16 protein-coding genes and 1 pseudogene are annotated in these 20,642 nt (G+C 36.1%); 16 read left to right on the top strand and 1 reads right to left on the bottom strand.

The genetic code is table 11. From position 1 onward, the window contains the following. The first annotated feature begins 91 nt into the window (after positions 1–91). From AB3U99_RS05455 to AB3U99_RS05495, 9 genes and pseudogenes are all read left to right on the top strand, one after another. Positions 92–1,504 carry an MFS transporter gene (locus AB3U99_RS05455; RefSeq protein WP_400246124.1) on the top strand — a complete coding sequence of 471 codons (1,413 nt, stop codon included), beginning with the start codon at positions 92–94 and terminating at the stop codon, positions 1,502–1,504. A gap of 463 nt (positions 1,505–1,967) precedes the next feature. Then, entirely contained in the window at positions 1,968–4,031 is a 2,064-nt protein-coding gene (locus AB3U99_RS05460) for a 5'-nucleotidase C-terminal domain-containing protein (RefSeq protein WP_400246126.1), read from the top strand. A gap of 415 nt (positions 4,032–4,446) precedes the next feature. After that, entirely contained in the window at positions 4,447–5,472 is a 1,026-nt protein-coding gene (locus AB3U99_RS05465; RefSeq protein WP_400246128.1) for a glutathione S-transferase family protein, read from the top strand. Between the two features lie 12 nt (positions 5,473–5,484). Then, complete coding sequence (locus AB3U99_RS05470) at positions 5,485–5,985, top strand: GNAT family N-acetyltransferase (RefSeq protein WP_400246130.1); 501 nt, start codon at positions 5,485–5,487, stop codon at positions 5,983–5,985. A 297-nt stretch (positions 5,986–6,282) separates the two neighbouring features. Then, positions 6,283–6,807, top strand: coding sequence for a YceI family protein (locus AB3U99_RS05475; protein WP_400246132.1), 525 nt, complete (start codon positions 6,283–6,285; stop codon positions 6,805–6,807). Between the two features lie 373 nt (positions 6,808–7,180). Further along, positions 7,181–8,257 (top strand): annotated as a pseudogene (locus AB3U99_RS05480) (Gfo/Idh/MocA family protein); the annotation flags it as partial. A gap of 53 nt (positions 8,258–8,310) precedes the next feature. Then, complete coding sequence (locus tag AB3U99_RS05485) at positions 8,311–8,853, top strand: D-lyxose/D-mannose family sugar isomerase (protein WP_400246134.1); 543 nt, start codon at positions 8,311–8,313, stop codon at positions 8,851–8,853. 154 nt (positions 8,854–9,007) lie between these two features. After that, positions 9,008–12,430 carry a glycoside hydrolase family 2 TIM barrel-domain containing protein gene (locus AB3U99_RS05490; RefSeq protein WP_400246136.1) on the top strand — a complete coding sequence of 1,141 codons (3,423 nt, stop codon included), beginning with the start codon at positions 9,008–9,010 and terminating at the stop codon, positions 12,428–12,430. Positions 12,431–12,536: 106 nt separating this feature from the next. Continuing rightward, on the top strand, positions 12,537–12,740 hold the full coding sequence (locus tag AB3U99_RS05495; RefSeq protein WP_400246138.1) for a hypothetical protein: 204 nt from the start codon (positions 12,537–12,539) through the stop codon (positions 12,738–12,740). 220 nt (positions 12,741–12,960) lie between these two features. Here AB3U99_RS05495 and AB3U99_RS05500 read toward each other — a convergent pair whose 3' ends face one another. Next, complete coding sequence (locus AB3U99_RS05500; protein ID WP_400246140.1) at positions 12,961–13,149, bottom strand: hypothetical protein; 189 nt, start codon at positions 13,147–13,149, stop codon at positions 12,961–12,963. A gap of 366 nt (positions 13,150–13,515) precedes the next feature. Between AB3U99_RS05500 and AB3U99_RS05505 the strand changes: the two genes are divergently transcribed. The 7 genes from AB3U99_RS05505 to AB3U99_RS05535 all read left to right on the top strand — a co-directional run bounded on the left by AB3U99_RS05505 (position 13,516) and on the right by AB3U99_RS05535 (position 20,321). Next, complete coding sequence (locus AB3U99_RS05505) at positions 13,516–14,058, top strand: YwhD family protein (protein ID WP_400246142.1); 543 nt, start codon at positions 13,516–13,518, stop codon at positions 14,056–14,058. A 19-nt stretch (positions 14,059–14,077) separates the two neighbouring features. After that, positions 14,078–15,142: an LLM class flavin-dependent oxidoreductase gene (locus tag AB3U99_RS05510; RefSeq protein ID WP_400246144.1), complete on the top strand. Its 1,065-nt coding sequence runs from the start codon at positions 14,078–14,080 to the stop codon at positions 15,140–15,142. Between the two features lie 3 nt (positions 15,143–15,145). Continuing rightward, complete coding sequence (locus tag AB3U99_RS05515; protein ID WP_400246146.1) at positions 15,146–15,712, top strand: NADPH-dependent FMN reductase; 567 nt, start codon at positions 15,146–15,148, stop codon at positions 15,710–15,712. 91 nt (positions 15,713–15,803) lie between these two features. Then, on the top strand, positions 15,804–16,121 hold the full coding sequence (locus AB3U99_RS05520; protein WP_400246147.1) for a hypothetical protein: 318 nt from the start codon (positions 15,804–15,806) through the stop codon (positions 16,119–16,121). A gap of 195 nt (positions 16,122–16,316) precedes the next feature. Continuing rightward, positions 16,317–17,324, top strand: coding sequence for a sugar-binding protein (locus AB3U99_RS05525; RefSeq protein ID WP_400246149.1), 1,008 nt, complete (start codon positions 16,317–16,319; stop codon positions 17,322–17,324). Continuing rightward, on the top strand, positions 17,317–18,756 hold the full coding sequence (locus tag AB3U99_RS05530; RefSeq protein ID WP_400246151.1) for a sensor histidine kinase: 1,440 nt from the start codon (positions 17,317–17,319) through the stop codon (positions 18,754–18,756). Before AB3U99_RS05525 ends, AB3U99_RS05530 begins: the two co-directional genes overlap by 8 nt. After that, the gene (locus AB3U99_RS05535; RefSeq protein WP_400246153.1) at positions 18,753–20,321 is read left to right on the top strand and encodes a response regulator; all 1,569 of its coding nucleotides are present in this window, start codon (positions 18,753–18,755) and stop codon (positions 20,319–20,321) included. Before AB3U99_RS05530 ends, AB3U99_RS05535 begins: the two co-directional genes overlap by 4 nt. Positions 20,322–20,642: the final 321 nt, after the last annotated feature.

Here is a 20,642-nt window from a genome sequence, read left to right on the forward strand (position 1 = left end):
TGTGGATTCTAGTTCTCTCTAAAAGATGAATGTAAGCGTATTCTGATGTAGTGCTGGTATCACATTTGTAATCAAAATGGGAGTGAATTATATGGAATTAACAACTAATACTGTTAAAAAAGAAAAAATAGTAAAACCATATAAACTGAAACTGCACGAAAAACTTGCTTTTGGATTAGGAGATTTTGGAGCAAATTTTAGTTGGACTTTTATCGCCTCCTTTATGACTATTTACTTAACTGATACAGTTGGGATGGCAGCTGGAATTATTGGTACCATTATATTAATAGCACGCCTTTTTGATGGATTTTCCGATTTGTTTATGGGAAATATTATTGATAATACAAAGGCGAAAATGGGGAAAGCAAAACCGTGGGTATTCTGGACAGCGCCTCCATTAGCAATCTTAACATTTTTGATATTCAATGTTCCTAACTCATGGGGTAACACAGCACAAATCGTTTACGTGTCAATTATCTATTTATTAATTTCGGCTGTGTTTTATACTGCAAATAATGTAGCTTACTCTTCATTAACTTCCTTTATGACCAAAGACCCTGAAGAACGCGTATCCCTAGGGAGTATTCGATTTATATTTGCTATCGCAGGTGTATTATTGATTACTTCATTTACGATGTTACTAGTAAATAACTTTGGTGGGGGACAAAAGGGATGGACGTTAACAGCTTTAATTGCTGCACTTCTTTGTGCACTGCCATTGATGACCACTGGATGGTTTGTAAAAGAACGAAATATCGCGGAAAAAATAGAGGACGAGAAAAAGACATCATTTGGTTCTACCTTCAAGGTATTATTTAAAAATAAATATTTTATTTTAGCCATTCTTTTATATGTCTTTATTTATTTAGCTATGACAGGCAATGGCGTTCAAGTATATTATGTAACATATATATTTGATAATCCAAATTTAATGGGTGCTATAAGTTTATCGTCCATGTTACCATCTATTTTAGCCTTAATATTTGCTCCAAAAATTGTCGGGAAATTTGGATTAAGAAAAACATTAATGGCTGGATTACTTTTATCCCTAATAGGATCTGTTCTTTGTTGGATTTTCTCAGAAAATGTAACGTGGCTATTAATTGGTTTAATCATAAAATCTATTGGTACAGGACCGTTAGTTGCAGGAGCAAGTGCAATCGTTGCAGATGTTGGAGATTTAGTGTATTGGAAGTCAGGGGTTCCCGTGCAAGGCTCTGCTTTTAGTATTACAAGTGCAGGAATGAAAATCGGGCAAGGTCTTTCTTCTGCCATGGTTGGTTGGATTCTTGCTTTAGGCAGTTATGTTCCCAATGCTATAAACCAGCCTGAAAGCTCGATATTTGCGATGAAATCTTTATTTATATATATTCCGTTAGTTGTTACTGTACTAACTGCTATTATAGTTGGATTATTTAATCATGAAAAATATATGCCACAAATTCGCTTGGAAATTGAAGAGAAAAAAGTAGGAGAGTCAAGAAATAAATCAATTATGTCATAAATCTCATATGAAAACTAAATAAAACAAAAGTGGAGTGAACTTATCAAGAAGTAATCTTTATTTAAACTGTAGAGATTATTATAAATAGTTTCACTCTATTTTTTACTGTTGATTTATTTTAAGAATTTATAATAGGGCCTTTTTGTATATTTTTTCAGAAAATTCTTTCAAAAGTATAGATATTGAAATAATAATTTTCTATACTAGTTAATGTAACAACCATGTAAATTGAAATTTTCACAGTTGTAGTTATGTTATATAAGGAATAGGAGGTGTTATTTGCAGGGGGGAATATTTTCTTTTTTTATGGTTTTTACAACGTTAGTTTAACAGAGATTTACAAACGCTTAATAGCAGGTTAATAGAGAGTTTCTACAATAAGGGAGAATAGTTGACAAAAACAGTGATAAATCGAGTAGCTTCATGTGCGGTCAACGTACTAATTTGGGGGGGTAACTGTTTAATGAAGAGGAAGAACCAGTTTGCAATTTTTTTAAGCGCTTTTACAACACTTGCACTTATAGTATCTATTGTTTTGCCAGCTAGTACATACGCTGAGGAAAATAACGATAGCTTTAAGCTAACTATTATGCATATGAATGATACTCATGCACATGCTGATCTATTACCAAATATGATTACAGCAATAAAAGATGTTCGGGCAGAAGATCCTGAAGCGTTACTATTTGATGCAGGGGATGTTTTTTCTGGTACATTATATTTCAATGAATTTCATGGAAAAGCAGATTTAGCTCTATTAAATATGATGGATTTGGATGCGATGGTCTTTGGAAATCATGAATTTGACTTAGGATCTAGTGAGAATGCTCATAAATCCTTATCAGAGTTTGTTTCCGCTGCAAAATTCCCACTACTTGGAACGAATGTAGATTTTTCCGGTGATGCATTTATGAATAAGCTTGTCAAAAATGAGTTTACTGATTCACCAGAAGATGGAAAAGTTTTTGATGGTATTGTGAAAGAAGTAAATGGAGAAAAGATTGGAATTTTTGGTTTAACGACAGAAGATACGGCGAATATTTCTAGTCCTGTAAATGTAAAATTCTTAAACTATATTAAAGAGGCAGAACGAGCTGTACAAGCATTTGAAGGTATGGGAATTAATAAAATTATTGCCGTAACACATCTTGGTTATGATAGCAACCCTGATTTTGGAAACGATTTACAGCTAGCTACGTATGTAGATGGAATCGATGTAGTAGTTGGAGGACATTCTCATACACAGTTAACTGAGCCAGTTGTTGTAAAACAAGATGAGAACGGTACAGAAAAAGATCCAACTGTTGTTGTTCAAGCATATCAATATTCGCAATTATTAGGTAAACTACAGGTGGAGTTCGATGAGAATGGTGTAGTTATTGGACAAGCTGGACAGTTAATTGATGTTGCTAGTAAAGAAGCAGATTCAAAAGCAGTTGAAGTTTTAGCTCCATATAAAGAAAAAATAACCCAGCTTTCTACACAGGAGTCTGGAGCAATCGCTAAGAAAACTCTAGCAAATCCACGTCTTACGAATAGTGATGTAAGTGTCCGTGCAAATGAAACGGAATTAGGAAATTTAGTAACAGATGCAATGCTTGCAAAAGCAAAAGAAAGATATCCAGAAACAGTAATTGCATTCCAAAATGGTGGCGGAATCCGTGAGGCAATCGAGGAAGGTCCAATTACAGTTGGAGAAATCATAGCGGTGCTTCCATTTGGAAATGACCCAGTAGTTGTGGAACTATCTGGTGAGGAAATTAAGCAAATTCTTGAGCATAGTGTAAGTCAAGCTCCAGCAGAAAGCGGTGGTTTTTTGCATGTAGCTGGCATGAAATTTACGTATGACAGCACAAAAGAGTCTGGCTCTCGTGTTGTATCCATGTATGTAAATGTAAATGGAGAATTTCAAGAGATCCAAGCAAATCAAAAATATCTAGTAACAACAAATAACTTTACTGCTAAAGGCGGAGATGGATTTGACGTATTCGCTAAAGCTTATCAAGAAGGTAGAGTCCAAGATATTGGAGAAATTGATTGGGAACAGCTTCGTAAATATATGGTAGAGGATTTAGGTGGAGTGGTCGATCCTGTCCTAGAAGGACGCATTACTGATTTACTAGGGGCAGATTTAGAAGCGCCAGGGGATGAAGAAGGAGAAGTTACACCAGAGGAACCAGAAGCAGAAAATCCTGAAACAGAGGAACCAGAAGTAAATGATCCAGAAACTGGTGGCAATGTAGACGATAGTAACGATACAGATACTTCAACGGATGAAACAGGTTCAGAATCTGATGATGATAAAACGAACAATGGAGACGAATCTGGCATTGGAAATGATACTGATACAGAGCAGGATGTTAATGTTAATCATGGCTCTACAGAAATAGCTTCAAATATTTCTGGAGGAAATGCTCTTCCGAATACAGCTACAAGTATGTACACAATGCTATTAGTTGGAGGTATTTTACTAGTAGCAGGTATTGCATTCCTTATATTTAGAAAGGTGAAGTATTCTAAGGCTTAATTAATAAAATCGCCCTTTTGTAAAGTAATAATTACTTTAACGGAAGGGCGATTTTTATTTTAATGGTTAAAGGAGAAAAGGTAACAGAGGAGGGATCTCAGAGCCCGTCATAGCTTTGAAAAGGAGGAAAAGGTAACCAGAGGAGCATCATCCGTTTCCACATCGGATTCAAGTAAAGTTGAGCTATATGGAGATACTATTTTTCTATTAGAAGATGAGGCAGAAAAGAGTGTCATCATAGAATCACTAGAGAAATATTAATGAAATCCCCATATTTAATGACTGGTAAGCGGAAAATTCTGATAATATAAATAGTAGGATTTACTATAAATATAGATGACCTCTATCTGTCTAAGTTAAACAAAGGTAAGCCACAGGATGAATAACAAATCGGAATAGGGAGAGGGGAGATAAAATGAAGCAAAAGGAACAGTTAAATAGCTGTGAAATAAATGCTGAAGTGACGAAGAAGCCTCAAGAAATTAGTAGTGACGGTTCATTCAAGCGACAGATTAATCAATTTGCTGCACCATTTGGTTCCAAACAAGGAGAACTGCCAATTGAGGCAGGGCGTTATCGATTAATTTGGTGCCCGGCTTGTCCATGGGCACATCGAACTGTTATTGTTCGAAAAATACTAGGTTTAGAAAAAGCGATTAGTTTAGGTACTGTAAGTCCATTAAGACCAAGAATTACGAGAGTTGACTGGGAATTTTCCTTGGATTCTGGGAATGTTGATCCAGTCCTAGACATACGCTATTTAAGCGATATTTATCAAAAAACGGATCCTGCCTATACTGGGCGTCCAACGGTTCCGGTAATGGTGGATGTGCAAACACAGGAAGTTGTTAACAATGATTATTTTAAACTAACACATTACTTTGAAACAGTTTGGGCTCCTCTACATAAAGAGAATGCACCTGACTTATATCCAGTTGAATTGCGTGAAGAGATAGATGCATTAACGGAGAAAATCTTTCATGATGTGAATAATGGCGTATACAAATGTGGATTTGCTCAATCACAGGAAGCATATGAACTAGCTTATCATGCATTGTTTGCTAGATTAGATGAATTAGAGGAGCGACTCTCTAGTAAACGCTTTTTATTTGGTGATTATATTACAGATGCAGATGTTCGTTTGTATACAACACTAGCACGATTTGATGCAACCTATTTTTCTGCTTTTAATGCGAATCGAAACTTAATTCGGGAGTTTCCTAATCTATGGGGTTATGCAAGAGATTTATATCAAACACCAGGTTTTGGTGAAACAACAGATTTTGAATCCATTAAGCGTCACTATTTTCAATCTATTACAATTAGTCCTGATAAGGAAGAAGTAAAAATTTTACCTAAAGGTCCAGATGAATTGATTTGGAATACTTCTCATGGTCGGGAAAAACTTAGTAAGAAACAGGAAAAGTTTTTAATAAGGTAGGTGTAAGCAATTATGATTATTCGAAATGCGAGAAAAGAAGAATTGCCACTCATTCGTAAACAACGATTGGAGGCATATGACGAGCATGAAAAGTCAGTTAATGAGAAACATTGGCAAGCGTTAAAACAAACTGTTCAGACGGATGTCGATATGCAGCCTGGAGTAGAACTACTTGTTGCAGAGATTGACGGACAGTTAGTTGGAAGTGTTGTCTTATTTCCTCAAAAAGTAGATGCATATGAAGGAAAGGTAGAAGAACTTGATTACCCTGAAATTCGTTTATTGGCTGTACCCACTGAATCACGCGGAAAAGGGGTTGCTACTGCTTTGATTAAAGAGTGTTTTACAAGAGCAAAAGAAAAAGGAAACAGCCATATTGGATTGCATACGGGTAGTTTTATGGGGAAAGCAATTCGCTTATATGAAGGACTAGGATTTGAACGATTACCAAAATTTGATTTTGAGCCAATTAATGATGGAATTATCGTTCGTGCCTATCGAAAAGCGCTTTAAATTAGATAGAGTAAAGGAAACGAAACGATACCTTTTTTGGGGAGGAGAATTTATTATGGGAAAATTTCCTTCCTAAAATTCTAAAAAATTTTTTTCCTCAAAGTATAGACAAAACAAATAATTGTGTGTAAAATTATCTTTAATTAGAGATAATTTATTTCAAAGTAATTTATCGATAGCAATCTCTAATCAGTTTACCTTGGAATTTTTTATAAAGGTCAAGGGGAAACTAATTTTTTCGAATAAATATCTTGAATTCAAAGTAAAAAACAAAAGAGAAATGGGAGGAATTTTAAAATGGCAAAATGGACAGTAGATCAATCACATTCTAGCGTAGGATTCGAAGTAAAACATATGATGGTTTCAAAGGTAAAGGGGCAATTTAGTTCTTATACAGCAGACGTAGAAGCTGCAGATTTAACAGATCTAACAACAGCTAGCATTGCATTTAAATTGGATATAGCAAGCATCAATACACATAGCGAAGATCGTGATAACCACTTAAAATCAGGTGATTTCTTCGATAAAGAAAAATATCCTACAATTGATTTTAATTCAACATCTATTACAAAAGATGGGGATGACTATAAAGTAACAGGTGATTTAACAATTAAGGACGTTACCAAGCCAGTTACATTTGATGTAGAATTCGGCGGAAAAGGCACAAACCCATGGGGCGTAGAAGTTTACGGTTTCGAAGCAGAAGCAAAAATCAACCGTGAAGATTTCGGACTTACTTGGAACGCAGTACTTGAATCAGGTGGCGTATTAGTAGGAAAAGATATCAAAATTAAAGTAGAGCTAGAAGTAAACCCAGCATAAGGAATCCAAAGAGACGGTTCTTATGTATCTGAAAGGATGCATGGGAATCGTCTGTTTTTTTATAAAAAGAAAAGGTTTACAATTTAGCTTGAAAAGAAAGAAAATTCTTCCTATAATAAAGATTTGAAAGTGTTTATTTATTTTTCTGTTTAGCAGGAAAAAATCTACAAAGAAATGTAATCGTTATCAAATTGATTTTTTGTTATTTTCCTCTCTTATACTAGTTTAGTATTTTATTATTTCCATCAAGATAGTACTAAAAATAGTTTCGTTTCATTTCCAATAAAGCAGCTCAAGTTTCCTTCTATAAAATCTGTATTATCCATAAGAGTAACAATACAAATTAAATTAAATATAAAGGAGTGGTTCATGGATGATTAATGTGGCCATCATTGGCTTAGGTACAATTTCCACTGCTCATATTAAGGGGTATTTACAGTTTAAGGATGAATGTAAAATAGTTGCGCTTTCCGAGATTTATAAAGAAAAGGCATATCAAGTAGCGAATGATTTTCAGTTAGATGTTGCTGTATATGATGATTATAAAAAGCTTTTAAAACGATCAAATATTGATTTAGTATCTGTTTGTACTCCGCCATCTACACATGCGGAAATCGCGATTGCTGCGATGAATGCAGGAAAGCATGTATTAGTGGAAAAACCAATGGCTTCCTCCATCGAAGAATGTCAAGCAATGAATAAGGCCGCGAAGAAGAATAAGCGAATTTTATCCGTTGTTTCCCAAAATCGCTTTACCAATCCAATGATGAAATTGAAACAAGTGTTGGATACAAAATTAATGGGACCGATTGTACATACACAGGTTGATTCTTATTGGTAGAGAGGGTATAGCTATTATGATTTATGGTGGAGAGGAACTTGGGAGAAAGAAGGTGGGGGATGTACATTAAATCATGCTGTACACCATATCGATATTTTGAGGTGGCTAAATGGAATGCCAACAGAAGTAACGGCTGTTGCAAGTAACGTTGCTCACGATAATGCAGAGGTGGAAGATATATCTATTGCTATCTTGAAATATAATAATGGATCGTTAGCTCAAATTACAAGCTCCGTGCTACACCATGGGGAGGAGCAGCAATTAATTTTCCAAGGAAAAAATGCTCGAATATCTGCTCCTTGGAAGGTGAAAGCGTCAAAATCAAAGGGAAATGGATTCCCAGAAGATGATCCAGAATTAGAAGAAAAATTTCAACAAATGTATGATCGGCTGCCATCTATTCCTTATGAAGGACAGACAGGTCAAATTCATGATGTACTTCTAGCAGTGAATGGAGAAAAGACGTTGTTAAGCGATGGAATTCAAGGACAGTAAACCCTTGAGCTAATCAGTGCTATTTATCAGTCAGCACATACAGGTAAAGCAGTTAAATTACCATTAACAAAAGAAGATCCCTATTTTACTAGGCAAGGAATTCTTGAAAATGCAAAGCAGTAATGATTCTCCTCAAAACAACAATCTTTTTGGAAAGGATGTTTAATATGTTGACTAAAACAATCTATCAAGAAGTACAAAAGCGTACCCTTGAATTATTAAATCAGTCAGGAATTATTTTAAGTGAATCAGAGCAAACAGCAATCGAGGTAGCTGACTTTGGGCTAGATCAATTAAATACACAAGGATTACAGCTAATCACCTATATCAATAATAATCATTATTGTGCTAAGGAATTAGTGTTATTTCCTAATCAAACTTGTCCAGAGCATAAACATCCACCGATTAATAATAGTGCAGGGAAAACGGAAACCTTTCGATGCAGATTTGGTAAAGTATATTTATATGTGGAAGGGGAGGAGACAGCGAATATAAAAGCATCTGTTCCAGAAGCTAGCAAACAATACTACACCGTCTTTCATGAAATAGAATTGAATCCTGGTGATCAACATACAATCCCTCCTAATACTCTTCATTGGTTCCAGGCAAGTGAAGAGGGGGCTATCGTCTCTGAGTTTTCAACAACCAGTCGGGATGAACACGATATTTTTACCGATCCAAATATTAAGCGTATTCCAGAGATAAAGTAAGCAGAGGGATGGTTCTATTGCTTTCTTTTTGAAGCAATAGAACCATCCAAAAGTTTTGTTTTTTCTTCAGTTAATAAAATGTAAGCGATTAATACAATCTTTCCTAGTTGAGAAAGGTGCATGCAATTAACGAAAAAAAAGGAGCCACTCTTACATGAATACGAAAATGCTATTTAATGACGAATGGGAATTTGCAAAAACTAGTTTAGAGGTAAAAGATTGTAGAAACTTAGACTTTGTGCCAATTGATTTGCCACATGATTGGCTTATTTATAATACTCTCGATCTCTATGAATCTAGCATTGGCTGGTATCGCAAAAGCTTTACCTATTCAAAGCATCAAGGCAAACAGGTGGTGCTATGTTTTGAGGGTGTATATATGGATTCAATGGTGTATGTAAATAATACGTTTGTTGGAGAATGGAAAAATGGTTATTCCTCGTTTGAGCATGATATTACAGCGGCTATGGTGGATGGGGAAAATAACATACTTGTAAAGGTTGTATATGAAAGCCCCAACAGTCGATGGTATTCAGGAGCTGGAATTTACCGAAACGTTTGGCTTAAAACGAGAGAGACCAATCATCTCGTTACGGATGGAATCTACATCACAATGAATCAACAGGATACTTGTTGGCATGTTGAAGTCGAGACAGAATTAGCGCTCGATCAAGATGTGCAGCTCACCCATGCTATTTTTTTCAAAAATCAAAGAATAGCAGCAGTCTCCGAAACGATAGGAGCAGGAACGGAAAATATGGTAATTAATCAGCAAAAGCTTATTGTCGATCATCCATTGCTTTGGAGCACAGACGAGCCCCATCTTTATCAGCTTCAAACAGAATTACAAATTATCAATCCGGAATTAAAGACAGTAGAAACTGTTACACAAAACATTGGCTTTCGAAGTATTATTCTGGATTCAAAGCAAGGTTTTCGTTTAAATGGCAAAAGAATGAAGCTAAATGGCGTTTGCGAGCATCATGATTTAGGCGCATTAGGAGCTGCATTTCATAAACAAGCTTTACAAAGAAGGTTTGAAATATTGAAAGAAATGGGTGTGAATGCAATAAGGACAGCCCATAATATGCCAGCAAAGGAATTAATGGACTTAGCTGATGAGATGGGCTTTCTCGTGGTATCAGAATCTTTTGATATGTGGGAAAGGCCAAAGACGAAGTATGATTATGCACGATTCTTTAAGGCGTGGGCACCAATCGATGTGAAAAGCTGGGTAAAGCGAGATCGAAATCATCCAAGTCTTTTGATGTGGAGCATTGGGAATGAGATTTATGATACACATGCAGATGAGCGAGGGCAAGAAATAACAAGAATGGTAATGGCGGAAGTACATAAATATGATCCGAAGCAAAATGCCTGGGTGACGATTGGCTCTAATTATATGCCATGGGAAAATGCTCAAAAATGTGCAGATATTGTAAAGGTAGCAGGCTATAATTATGGCGAAAAATATTATCATAAACACCATGAGGAACATCCAGATTGGATTATATATGGAAGTGAAACCGGATCAGTTGTCCAAAGTCGGGGGATTTATCATTTCCCCTACGAAAAATCAATTCTTGCAGATGACGATGAACAGTGTTCGGCCCTTGGAAACAGCTCCACTAGCTGGGGAGCAAAGTCAACGGAAGCTTGTATTATAGCAGACAGAGATGCAGCATTTTCCCTGGGAACTTTTATTTGGACAGGCTTTGACTATATTGGGGAGCCAACACCTTACCATACGAAAAATGCATATTTTGGTCAAATTGATACAGCTACTTTTAAGAAGGATTCCTTCTATATTTATCAAGCGGCATGGACAGATTACCGGAAAAAGCCGATGGTGCATCTTTTTCCATATTGGGATTTTAGCGAAGGGCAAATGATCGATGTCCGGGTATGCTCAAATGCGCCAAAAGTGGAATTACAGCTTAATGGCAATACGATTGGTACCCATGCTATCGATCATCAACGGGGAACAGAGCTTGTAGGCTGGTGGAAGATTCCTTATGAAAAAGGGGAGTTAACAGCCATTGCCTATGATGAAAAAGGTAATATTATCGCAACTGATACAAAAAGTTCTTTCAGTGATGCGAAGAAAATTTGCTTGAAAGCAGATAAACAAATACTGAATGCAAATGGAACCGATATTGTTTTTGTGGAAATTGCAACAGAGGATCAGAATGGAAATCCAGTCGAAAATGCTACAAATCGTGTAAGTGTAAATGTTACGGGTGCAGGGCGCTTGGTTGGTCTAGATAATGGGGACAGTACGGATTATGATCAATACAAAGGGGTAAGTAGAAGGTTGTTCAGTGGCAAGCTAATGGCAATGATTGCTGCAACCACTGAACCTGGAAAAATTCAAATAAAGGTTACCTCTAAAGGACTAGATAGTGAAATCTTAGAGCTTGAATCACTTCCAGCAAAAGAAGCTGAACTAGTTGGAATTTCATCTGACATGAAAAATACAGAAACACCAATAGAAATGGGAACAGAAGAAGAAATCCCTCTTCGTAAAATTGAAATTATTAGTGAATCTGGGCAACTATTTGATCAAACTAGAAAAGAGATGTTCGTACATGCCAAGCTATTTCCGGCAAATATTTCTTATCAAGAAATAGAGTGGAGCGTTGTAAACGATGCTGGTATTGAATCGAATATTTCGAAAGTTGAAGTCGATGGAGATAAGGTAAAGGTCGTTGCTTTAGGAGATGGAGAATTTCGTCTTCGCTGCACGAGTAAGAATGGTACGGATAAAACAAAGCTTATTTCTGAGCTAGAGTTTAAGGTATCTGGTCTTGGAAAAGCTTATAAGGATCCATATGGATTTATCTCTGCAGGTTTATATGACTACTGCAAAGGCGAGGTTACCAATGGAAATGAACGAGGAGTCGCCACTAGTAGGGATGGTGAAACGCAAGTAGGATTTCGCGAAATCGACTTTGGAAATTATGGCTCGGATAAAATGACGATTCCAATTTTTGCATTATCAAATGACGAGTATCCAATCCAAATTTGGGAGGGTATACCGGATGAAGAGGGAAGCGAGCTAGTAGCGGATGTGAGTTATCAAAAGCCATCTAAATGGAATGTTTATCAGGAAGAGACATTCCAATTGTCGAAAAGACTCCGAGGAATTAAATCGATTTGTTTTGTTTTAGAGCAGAAGGTCCATATTAAAGGTTTTTATTTTGAAAAGATAAACCAGGCGTTTGAACGTAATTACGCGTCTGAGTGTAACCACATTTATGGGGATACCTTTGAAGTAAAAGAAAGTTGCGTAGAAGGTATTGGCAATAATGTATCATTAGCGTTTGAGCAATTTGATTTCACAGAAGCAGGCGCAACAAAGCTCATTATTTCAGGGAAATCGCCCATCGAAAAAAATACCATTCATGTACGTTTTGCAAATGAAGAAGGTGAAAGCAATCAAATGGTTGAATTTCTTTACTCAGATAGCTATGAAGAACGAGTATTTGATTTAGAGAAAATAACTGGATTGCAAAAAGTCACATTTGTCTTTTTACCAGGGAGCAATTTTGATTTTGAATGGTTCCAGTTTAAGTAATGAGGGATTTAAGATGAAGCTTACCGTTAAGGACGGTAGGCTTTGTTGTGGTGGAAAAGAGATTTTTATAGGTGGTGGGGCTGAAAAATGAAGGGGATGGGAGAAGATGGCGTTCATTAAGGGGATAAAAACCAAAAACCGGAGAGCGTTGAAGAAAGTGGCGTTCATCAAGCGGATGAAAACCAAAAACCGGAGAGCACTGTGTGAAAGTGCGTTCATCAAGCGGATGAAAACCAAAAACCGGAGAGCGTTGAAGAGAAGTGGCGTTCATCAAGCGGATGAAAACCAAAAACCGGAGAGCGCCGTGTGAAAGTGGCGTTCATTAAGCGGATGAAAGCCAAAAACCGGAGAGCGTCGTGTGAAAGTGGCGTTCATCAAGCGAATGAAAACCAAAAACCGGAGAGCGCCGTGTGAAAGTGGCGTTCATTAAGCGGATGAAAGCCAAAAACCGGAGAGCGTCGTGTGAAAGTGGCGTTCATCAAGCGAATGAAAACCAAAAACCGGAGAGCGCCGTGTGAAAGTGGCGTTCATTAAGCGGATAAAAACCAAAAACCGGAGAGCGCCGTGTGAAAGTGGCGTTCATCAACCGAATGAAAGCCCAAAACCTGAAAGTGCCAGAAAAAAGCGGCGTTCATAAAAGCAAATGAAAACCCAAATAGAAACACCACCCAAAAGTCCTTTATCAACACTACCCAGTATTTACTATCCACGAGAATCATACATAGCCTCCTTAAAAGAAAGACAAAATATACAATGGACTTAAACAAATGCATAATATCTTCACTATACATAGGAATCGTTTCCTAGCAAGCTGAATAATTGCCATAAAACGTTATAACCCTTAATATTACTATCAAGACAAGTTATTTTATAAAGGGATAATCATCATCATCCTGAAAAGAACGTCAATGAATTTTCTAAATGGAAAAAAGTATCTAGAAATTCTAAGCGTAGGAAAGAGGCTTGTAAAATACATGTCAGTACAAATTTATGTACTGGCTATTCGCAACATTTCTCGTTTAAAACGAGAATATAACTTAAGAGTAAGGAACCAATAATATCGAAAGGAGGATAGCATTAAAAATATGGATAACAAAAAAGAAGGATCAGCCAAGCAAAACGCACAATTTAATATTTTACGAAATGACCCTACAAAAGGCGATGGTGGTTATGGAGTAGGCTCTATTTCTTTAGAGAATGTTACACCTATTATCATCGATAGAGAAACACAAGAAGTATTTATAGATATGGGTGCCTTGCATGGTAGAAGCAAGGTGGAGAAAAAGGTGTTTTTTAAGAATGTGACGAAAGAAGAAGTGCAAGATCTAGATCCACATAAATATTGGGTTATTTGGATTGCGCTAGACAGAAACCAGAAAGGCGTTCACTATTCTGGGGCAGGAGCTTGCGAAATTTTAGTTGCAAGGCAAATGAAAGAAGGAAGTAGAAGGATTTTTGGCTATAAGTCAATGCCTGAGCATGTAAATAGTCTTGATAAAGCAATCAAAAGAAAATTTGCATTAGACATCTTGGATGAAGAATCCAAGCAAGGGTTAAAAAAATTCCTTGTTGATTTTAATAGTGAATATTGGGAGAAATCACCTGAGGAATTGAAAAATAGTCTATAAGAGGAAAGGTGAATTAAAATTGAAAAAATATGGAATAGATTCAAGCAAAGGTTTAGAGTTTGGAATATACACATTAGGTGATCATTTGCCAAACCCAGTCACAGGAGAGAGGGTTTCTGCGGCAGAACGTGTATATGAAATCATCGAATATGCAAAATTAGCAGATCAAGCGGGACTTGATTTCTTTAGTGTTGGGGAAAGTCATCAAGAATATTTTGTTACACAAGCGCACTCCGTTGTTTTATCAGCGATTGCGCAAGCAACGAAAAATATTAAAATCGCTAGCTCCTCCACGATTATTAGTACCTCCGATCCTGTTCGAGTCTATGAGGATTTTGCGACAATTGATTTAATTTCTCAAGGTCGCGCAGAAATCATTGCTGGTCGTGCTTCAAGAGTAGGGTTATTTGATTTGTTAGGCTATGATCTTCGTAATTATGAAGAATTATTTGAAGAAAAATTTGATTTACTGATGAAAATTAATGAAGAGGAAGTAGTCAATTGGAGCGGAGAATTCCGTGCACCATTAAGAAATGCACATGTTTTGCCACGCCCTAAGAATGGCTTTATTCCGATTTGGAGAGCAGTTGGGGGAACACCAGCTAGTGCGATAAGAGCAGGTATTGCAGGAGCTCCAATGTTTATGGCTCATTTAGGCGGTCCAGCATCTGTATTTAAACGTACTGTAGATGCCTATCGTGAAGCAGCGCGAAACAGTGGGTTTGACCCAGCAGAATTACCAGTAGCAACAGCAGGATTCTTCTATGCAGCAGAATCGTCTCAACAAGCATTGAAGGATATGTATCCGCATATTAACGAAGGCATGAAAAAAACAAACGGAGCTGGATTCCCAAAACAGCATTTTGCACAGGGAGTAGATCCGCATAATATTATGAATATTGGAAGCCCGCAGCAAATCATTGAAAAAATTCTTTATCAACATGAAATGTTTGGTCATCAACGCTATATTGCGCAAATTGACTTTGGTGGTATGCCATTTGAAAAAGTCATGAAAAATGTTGAAATCATTGGTTCTGAAATCTTGCCGGCTATTAGAAAATACACAAAAAAATCGGAGGCATAAAAAATGAAGATTGTTGGATTATCTGGTTCGAAAGTCGGATCGAAAACAAGAATAGCAATGGATTACACAATGAAAGCTATAGCAGAACATTATCCAGAAGTGGAGATAACGTTACTCGACTTAAAGGATTATGATATTCCATTCAGTGATGGAAGAAACTACTTAGAGTATGAAGGGGATACTGGATATGTTACCAAAACATTAATGGAAGCTGATGCCATTATTTTTGGAACACCGGTTTTCCAAGCATCCATTCCAGCTACGTTAAAAAACATTTTTGATTTATTGCCTCAAAATGCTTTTCGCGATAAAGTCGTTAGTATGTTAGTTACAGCAGGTTCTGCGAAGCATTATTTAATTGTGGAGCAGCAATTAAAACCAATCTTGGCTTATATGAAAGCACAAATTGTGCAAACCTATGTATTTATTGAGGAAAAGGATTTTCATCGAAAAGAAATCACTGATGATGATGTCTTATTCCGTATTGAACGATTAGTGGAAGATACAATTGTATTAACAGAGACCTTTACGGAAATAAAAGAAAAAAAGGAAGCAAAATACGATTTTTAATGTAAAGTTTTAGAAATAGAAATCATTTTATGATGCTATACTCAATTATTATACATTTTAGTCTAATAAGTATTTTAAAAGGAAGGGTAGAATGGAAGAACTAGAAGGAATTGTCGCCATTCAGCGGGATATAGGTTCAGATGTATTAGTAATAAATGATATGTCTTTATCAAAATATTTCATGGACTATAACGGGGAACAGATTTCTCTTTCTATTGTTTGTGGAAATGAGAGAACTTATACGTATGAAGGAACAGCAGATATTTTTTACTTTGAAGGGAAACAGCATTATTATCGAGGTACGAAATATGTAGATGACTTCTTTATTGGTGACATGGATATTCGGGAGCTATTAGAACAACATGAAAAGGAGTTAGTAAAAATAACCCTTTCAAAAATAGACAATTAAGGAAAAGCCAGCACTTTTAAGTGGAAAAGTGCTGGCTTTTCTATAGCGGGTTAGAAAAAATAATTATTGATAAAAAAAATAAGGGTTAAAAATTTTCTTTCCTATTCCGTTTCCAGCTATATTTTTGTTCATCTGTTTCAAATGTATGTTATCATCAACGTAAGAATACACTAGTTGCGTCATTTGGAGGAACATATGAAACATACCTTTTATTATACTATTATAATTATTGCCTTTCTGATAGCGGTTGCATATTCCCTCTATTGCTATAGACAGGCTCAAATTTATGATAAGAAAATGCTAGCAGTTATTTCAGAGGAGTCCCCTTTACCAAAATATCATTTTGCCTTAATTGGAGAGGAAATGGACCATGATTATTGGCGTTTAGTGGGGGCTGGGGCAAAAAAAGCTGCGTTAAAGAATGATGTTTTTGTTGAATATGAAGGACCAAAGCGGTCGAACCCAGAAGAACAATTAAAACTTTTAGATATGGCGATACAGGCTAAAGTTGATGGCATTATTGTGCAAGCGCTTAACGATAATTTTACACCACTGATTAACAAGGCCGTTAGGGCAGGAATCCCTGTTATTACGATTGATACAGATGCACCAGAAAGCTTACGCAATGCTTATATCGGCACAGATAATTATTTAGCTGGTCAATTGGCAGGGCAAACATTAGTGAAGGATACTGGCGGAAAAGCAACAATTGGTATAATAACCGGTGGGTTGGATAATGCCTATAATCAGCACCAATTAAGAGTACAAGGATTTAAAGATGCAATAGCTAATGTAGATGGAATTAAGATTATTGCAATAGATGAATCAAATCTAACAAGAGTACAAGCAGAAGAGAAGGCTTACAAGATGCTGATAGAGCATGAGGACATTACCGCATTTTATGGCACAAGTTCATTAGATGGAATCGGAATAGTTGCTGCAGCAAGATCATTAAATAAGCAGGATGACTTATATGTTATTTCATTTGATGCATTAGACGAAAATATCGAATTGTTAAATAAAGGGGATATAAATGCTATTGTGGCCCAGCAGCCTTTTGAAATGGGAGAAAAAAGTATTGAATTAATGTTAAATCTCCTAAAACAGAGGTCTATTTCCGTTGTGAATCATACGAATGCAGCAATCATTCATCGTAAAGATTTAGAGGAAGTTGTAGAGAAAAAGGGGAATGCCCATGATTAAAATTCGTACGAAGCTACTGATTTATTTTGGTGTAATTTTACTTTTGCTGTTGCTTTTATTTTGGATTCGAGAACATAGCAATCAACAAGTAAAGAAGCTATATGATGAGAATATGGAATATTTTTTCTTATTAAATGAAATCACAAAGGAAACGAATCAGACTTATCAATCGCTGCAAATTTATGTTCATGAACCATTAACGGAAAATTTAGCCTTATACAAGGAAGAAATAGAAATGTTCAACAGGTTACAGCAACAGTTTATTGCGATTGAAAAAGAAGGAATCCCTAAGAAGAATCTAGTAAATATGATGGTTAATTTCCGAGAGCAAACGGAAAAAACAGTTAATGGAATCGAAAACCAAGATATCCAACAATATTCTAGTTCCTTAAAGGAAGTAGAAAAAACATCGAGCTATATTCATGAGAAAGCACTTGATTTAATTGATGAAAAGCTTACTGAATATCAAAAGGTTTCCTTTTTATTAGATGAAAAAATTGTCCATACGAAAAATATGGGAACTACGATTCTTTTCTCCATAATTCTATTGAGTATTTTATTTGCACTATGGTTTTCCAATGGAATTACGAGAACCATTGGACGTTTGACAAGAGAAGCAAAGGAAATTTCAGCAGGAAGATACGACGGGGCAGATATCGTCGTTTCTCAAAAGGATGAGCTTTGGTTTCTAACGAAAACATTTAATGAGATGAAAAAAAATATTTTAGAGTCGGTCAGTCAAATAGAAGAGAAAGCTAGATTAGCTCAGTTACTGAAGGAAATGGAATTAAAGAGTCTGCAAAATCAAATTAATCCTCATTTCCTTTTTAATACACTGAATACTATTTCGAAAACTGCTTATATTGAAGGGGGAGATCGAACATGCGAATTAATCTCGTCTGTTTCGACCTTACTTCGTTATAATATTGGCAGTCTTGATCGTCAAACGATATTGAAGGATGAAGTTGTAATTGTGAAGGAATATTTTTTTATCCAAAAAACACGTTTTGGCGGAAGAGTGGAATTTATTGAAGAGATCGACCCAGCTTGTTTATCGATACCGATTCCATGCCTTACCTTGCAGCCGATTATAGAAAATGCATTTATACATGGTATTGAAAGTATGGCGAAAGGGGCTACAATTACTTTATCAATTTATGAAAAAAATGAAAAAATATGGATAGAAGTAAGGGACAATGGAGTAGGGATGGATCAGGAGACAATCGACCGATTAATGGACTTGAGAGAGGATAGAGAAAAATCAGTAGCGAAAAAGGGCTCAGGTCATTCTACTGGAATTGGGATGAGTAATGTGATTAAGAGGATTAAATTATTTGATAAAGAAAGTCAGGTAAAGATACGCTCATCCCTTGGAGAAGGAACATCTGTGATCATTAGCTTGAATAAACATGGAAAGGGGGCTTATTCGTGATAAAAATAATGCTAGTAGACGATGAACCGATTGAAAGAGAAGGACTGAAGCTCATGCTTAGCCGAAATCGTTCTAATTTTGAAGTCATTGCAGAAGCGGAAAATGGGAAAGAAGCAGTCGAGCTTGCCATTACCCATAAGCCAGATTTAGTATTTATGGATATCAAGATGCCAGAATTTGATGGGATTGAAGCGATAAGACGAATACATGCCTCTGATCCAACTATTAAATATATAATGGTTTCTGCATTTGATACATTTGATTATGCACGGGAAGCAATGAAATTTGGAATTAAAGAATATTTACTTAAACCAAGTAAGGTTTCGGAGGTACTAGAGGCTTTTGATGGTATGGCAGAAGAGATTAAACAGGAAAAACAAGAGATGATGATGAAGCAAGAAATCCATCATCGACTTGAGAGAGTCAGTTCTGTTATTGAAATGGAATTTATCGTATCTTTTATTATGGATTATGTCTATGAATTTAACCAAGAAGAGTGGGATGAATGGCTGGACCTTGAACAGAAGAAAGGCTTTGTCGCCGTGTTCTTCTTTGCATCAGAGAATCAGCACCCAAGTAGAGAAGCGAAAAACCATTGGTATCGAATATTAAAGCAAGCGTTACAGGAACAAAGTCTGCAATGCTTGGTTGGACCGTTAACAGGCTTCCAAGTTCCGATACTAGTTTTAATCAATGAAAATGAGCAACCAGATAGGGAAATAAGAGATGATTTTTCTCGAAAGATTATTCATGATGTGCAATATCATCTTGAACAGTGCCATATATATGCAGGGGTGGGGACGCTTGTTTCAAATGTTCAGCAATTTTCTGATTCCTATAAAGAGGCTATCTATGCGTTGGAGCTTGTTCACAGCCATCCAAGTGCAGCCTATATGACTTATAATGATCGAGTGAAACAAAAGCGAAAAGAATTAATTCCCTTCGAGGTGGAAAAAGAATTGCTGGATGCGGTAAAGAAAGGGGATATTCAAAAAGGATTGCAAATGTTCGAAACCTATTTTCAATCCATTCAGCAGGCCGCTGATTTTCAACTAAGAATGATTCACAAAGCAATCGAGAATTTCTTCATCGTCTTAACTCGATCTATGAAAGAGCTAGGTTTTGATGAGGAAATCGAGACGAGTTTAGGTAAATTTGATAACCCTATGCAAATAAAAGAGGCAGCAAAAGCACATTTATTGGTCGTTATAAAACGTCTTGGAGAATGGCGATCAAATGGGATACGCGCACTATTGTTACAAGCAAAAGACTATATGGATAAAAATTACTATAAAACTATTTCGCTAGAAGAAGTTGCTGAACAAATTGGAATAAGTTCCTATTATTTAAGTAAATTATTTAAAGAACGATTCCAGGTAACGTTTATTGACTACTTAACGAAAACACGATTAGAAAAGGCGAAAGAGCTATTATTAGATCCTAATGTGCCATTAAAGGAAATTGCATTAAATATTGGCTACAAGGATCCAAACTATTTTAGTAGAGTATTTAAAAAAGAGACGGGAATGAGCCCAAGTGAATATCGAACAAAATATCAGCAGTAAAAACAGCGATCATTGGTCGCTGTTTTTTTAGTTTAGATTGGTTGCTAAGCGGTGCTTAACAATCTTTTTTTCAGCAAAGGCTACATTCCTTAAGAAATCAAAGAAAAGTAAGGGTTTTACAAGAAAGTCTAGGTAATAACAAAAAAGTGAAGATGAAAGTGCTATCAAGAATGCGCTTTCGTGATAATTTAATAGTATGAAATGAATGAAATAAATGCTTTGTTAGATAGAAATGAAAACGGAACTACTTAGGTGTTGTAATGTTAGGAGGATAGTAGACTCGGTATTTACTAAAGAGATTAAAAAAAGTGATTATTATTA

The organism is Niallia tiangongensis (genome assembly GCF_044704065.1).
GTDB classification, from domain to species: Bacteria; Bacillota; Bacilli; order Bacillales; family Cytobacillaceae; genus Niallia; species Niallia tiangongensis.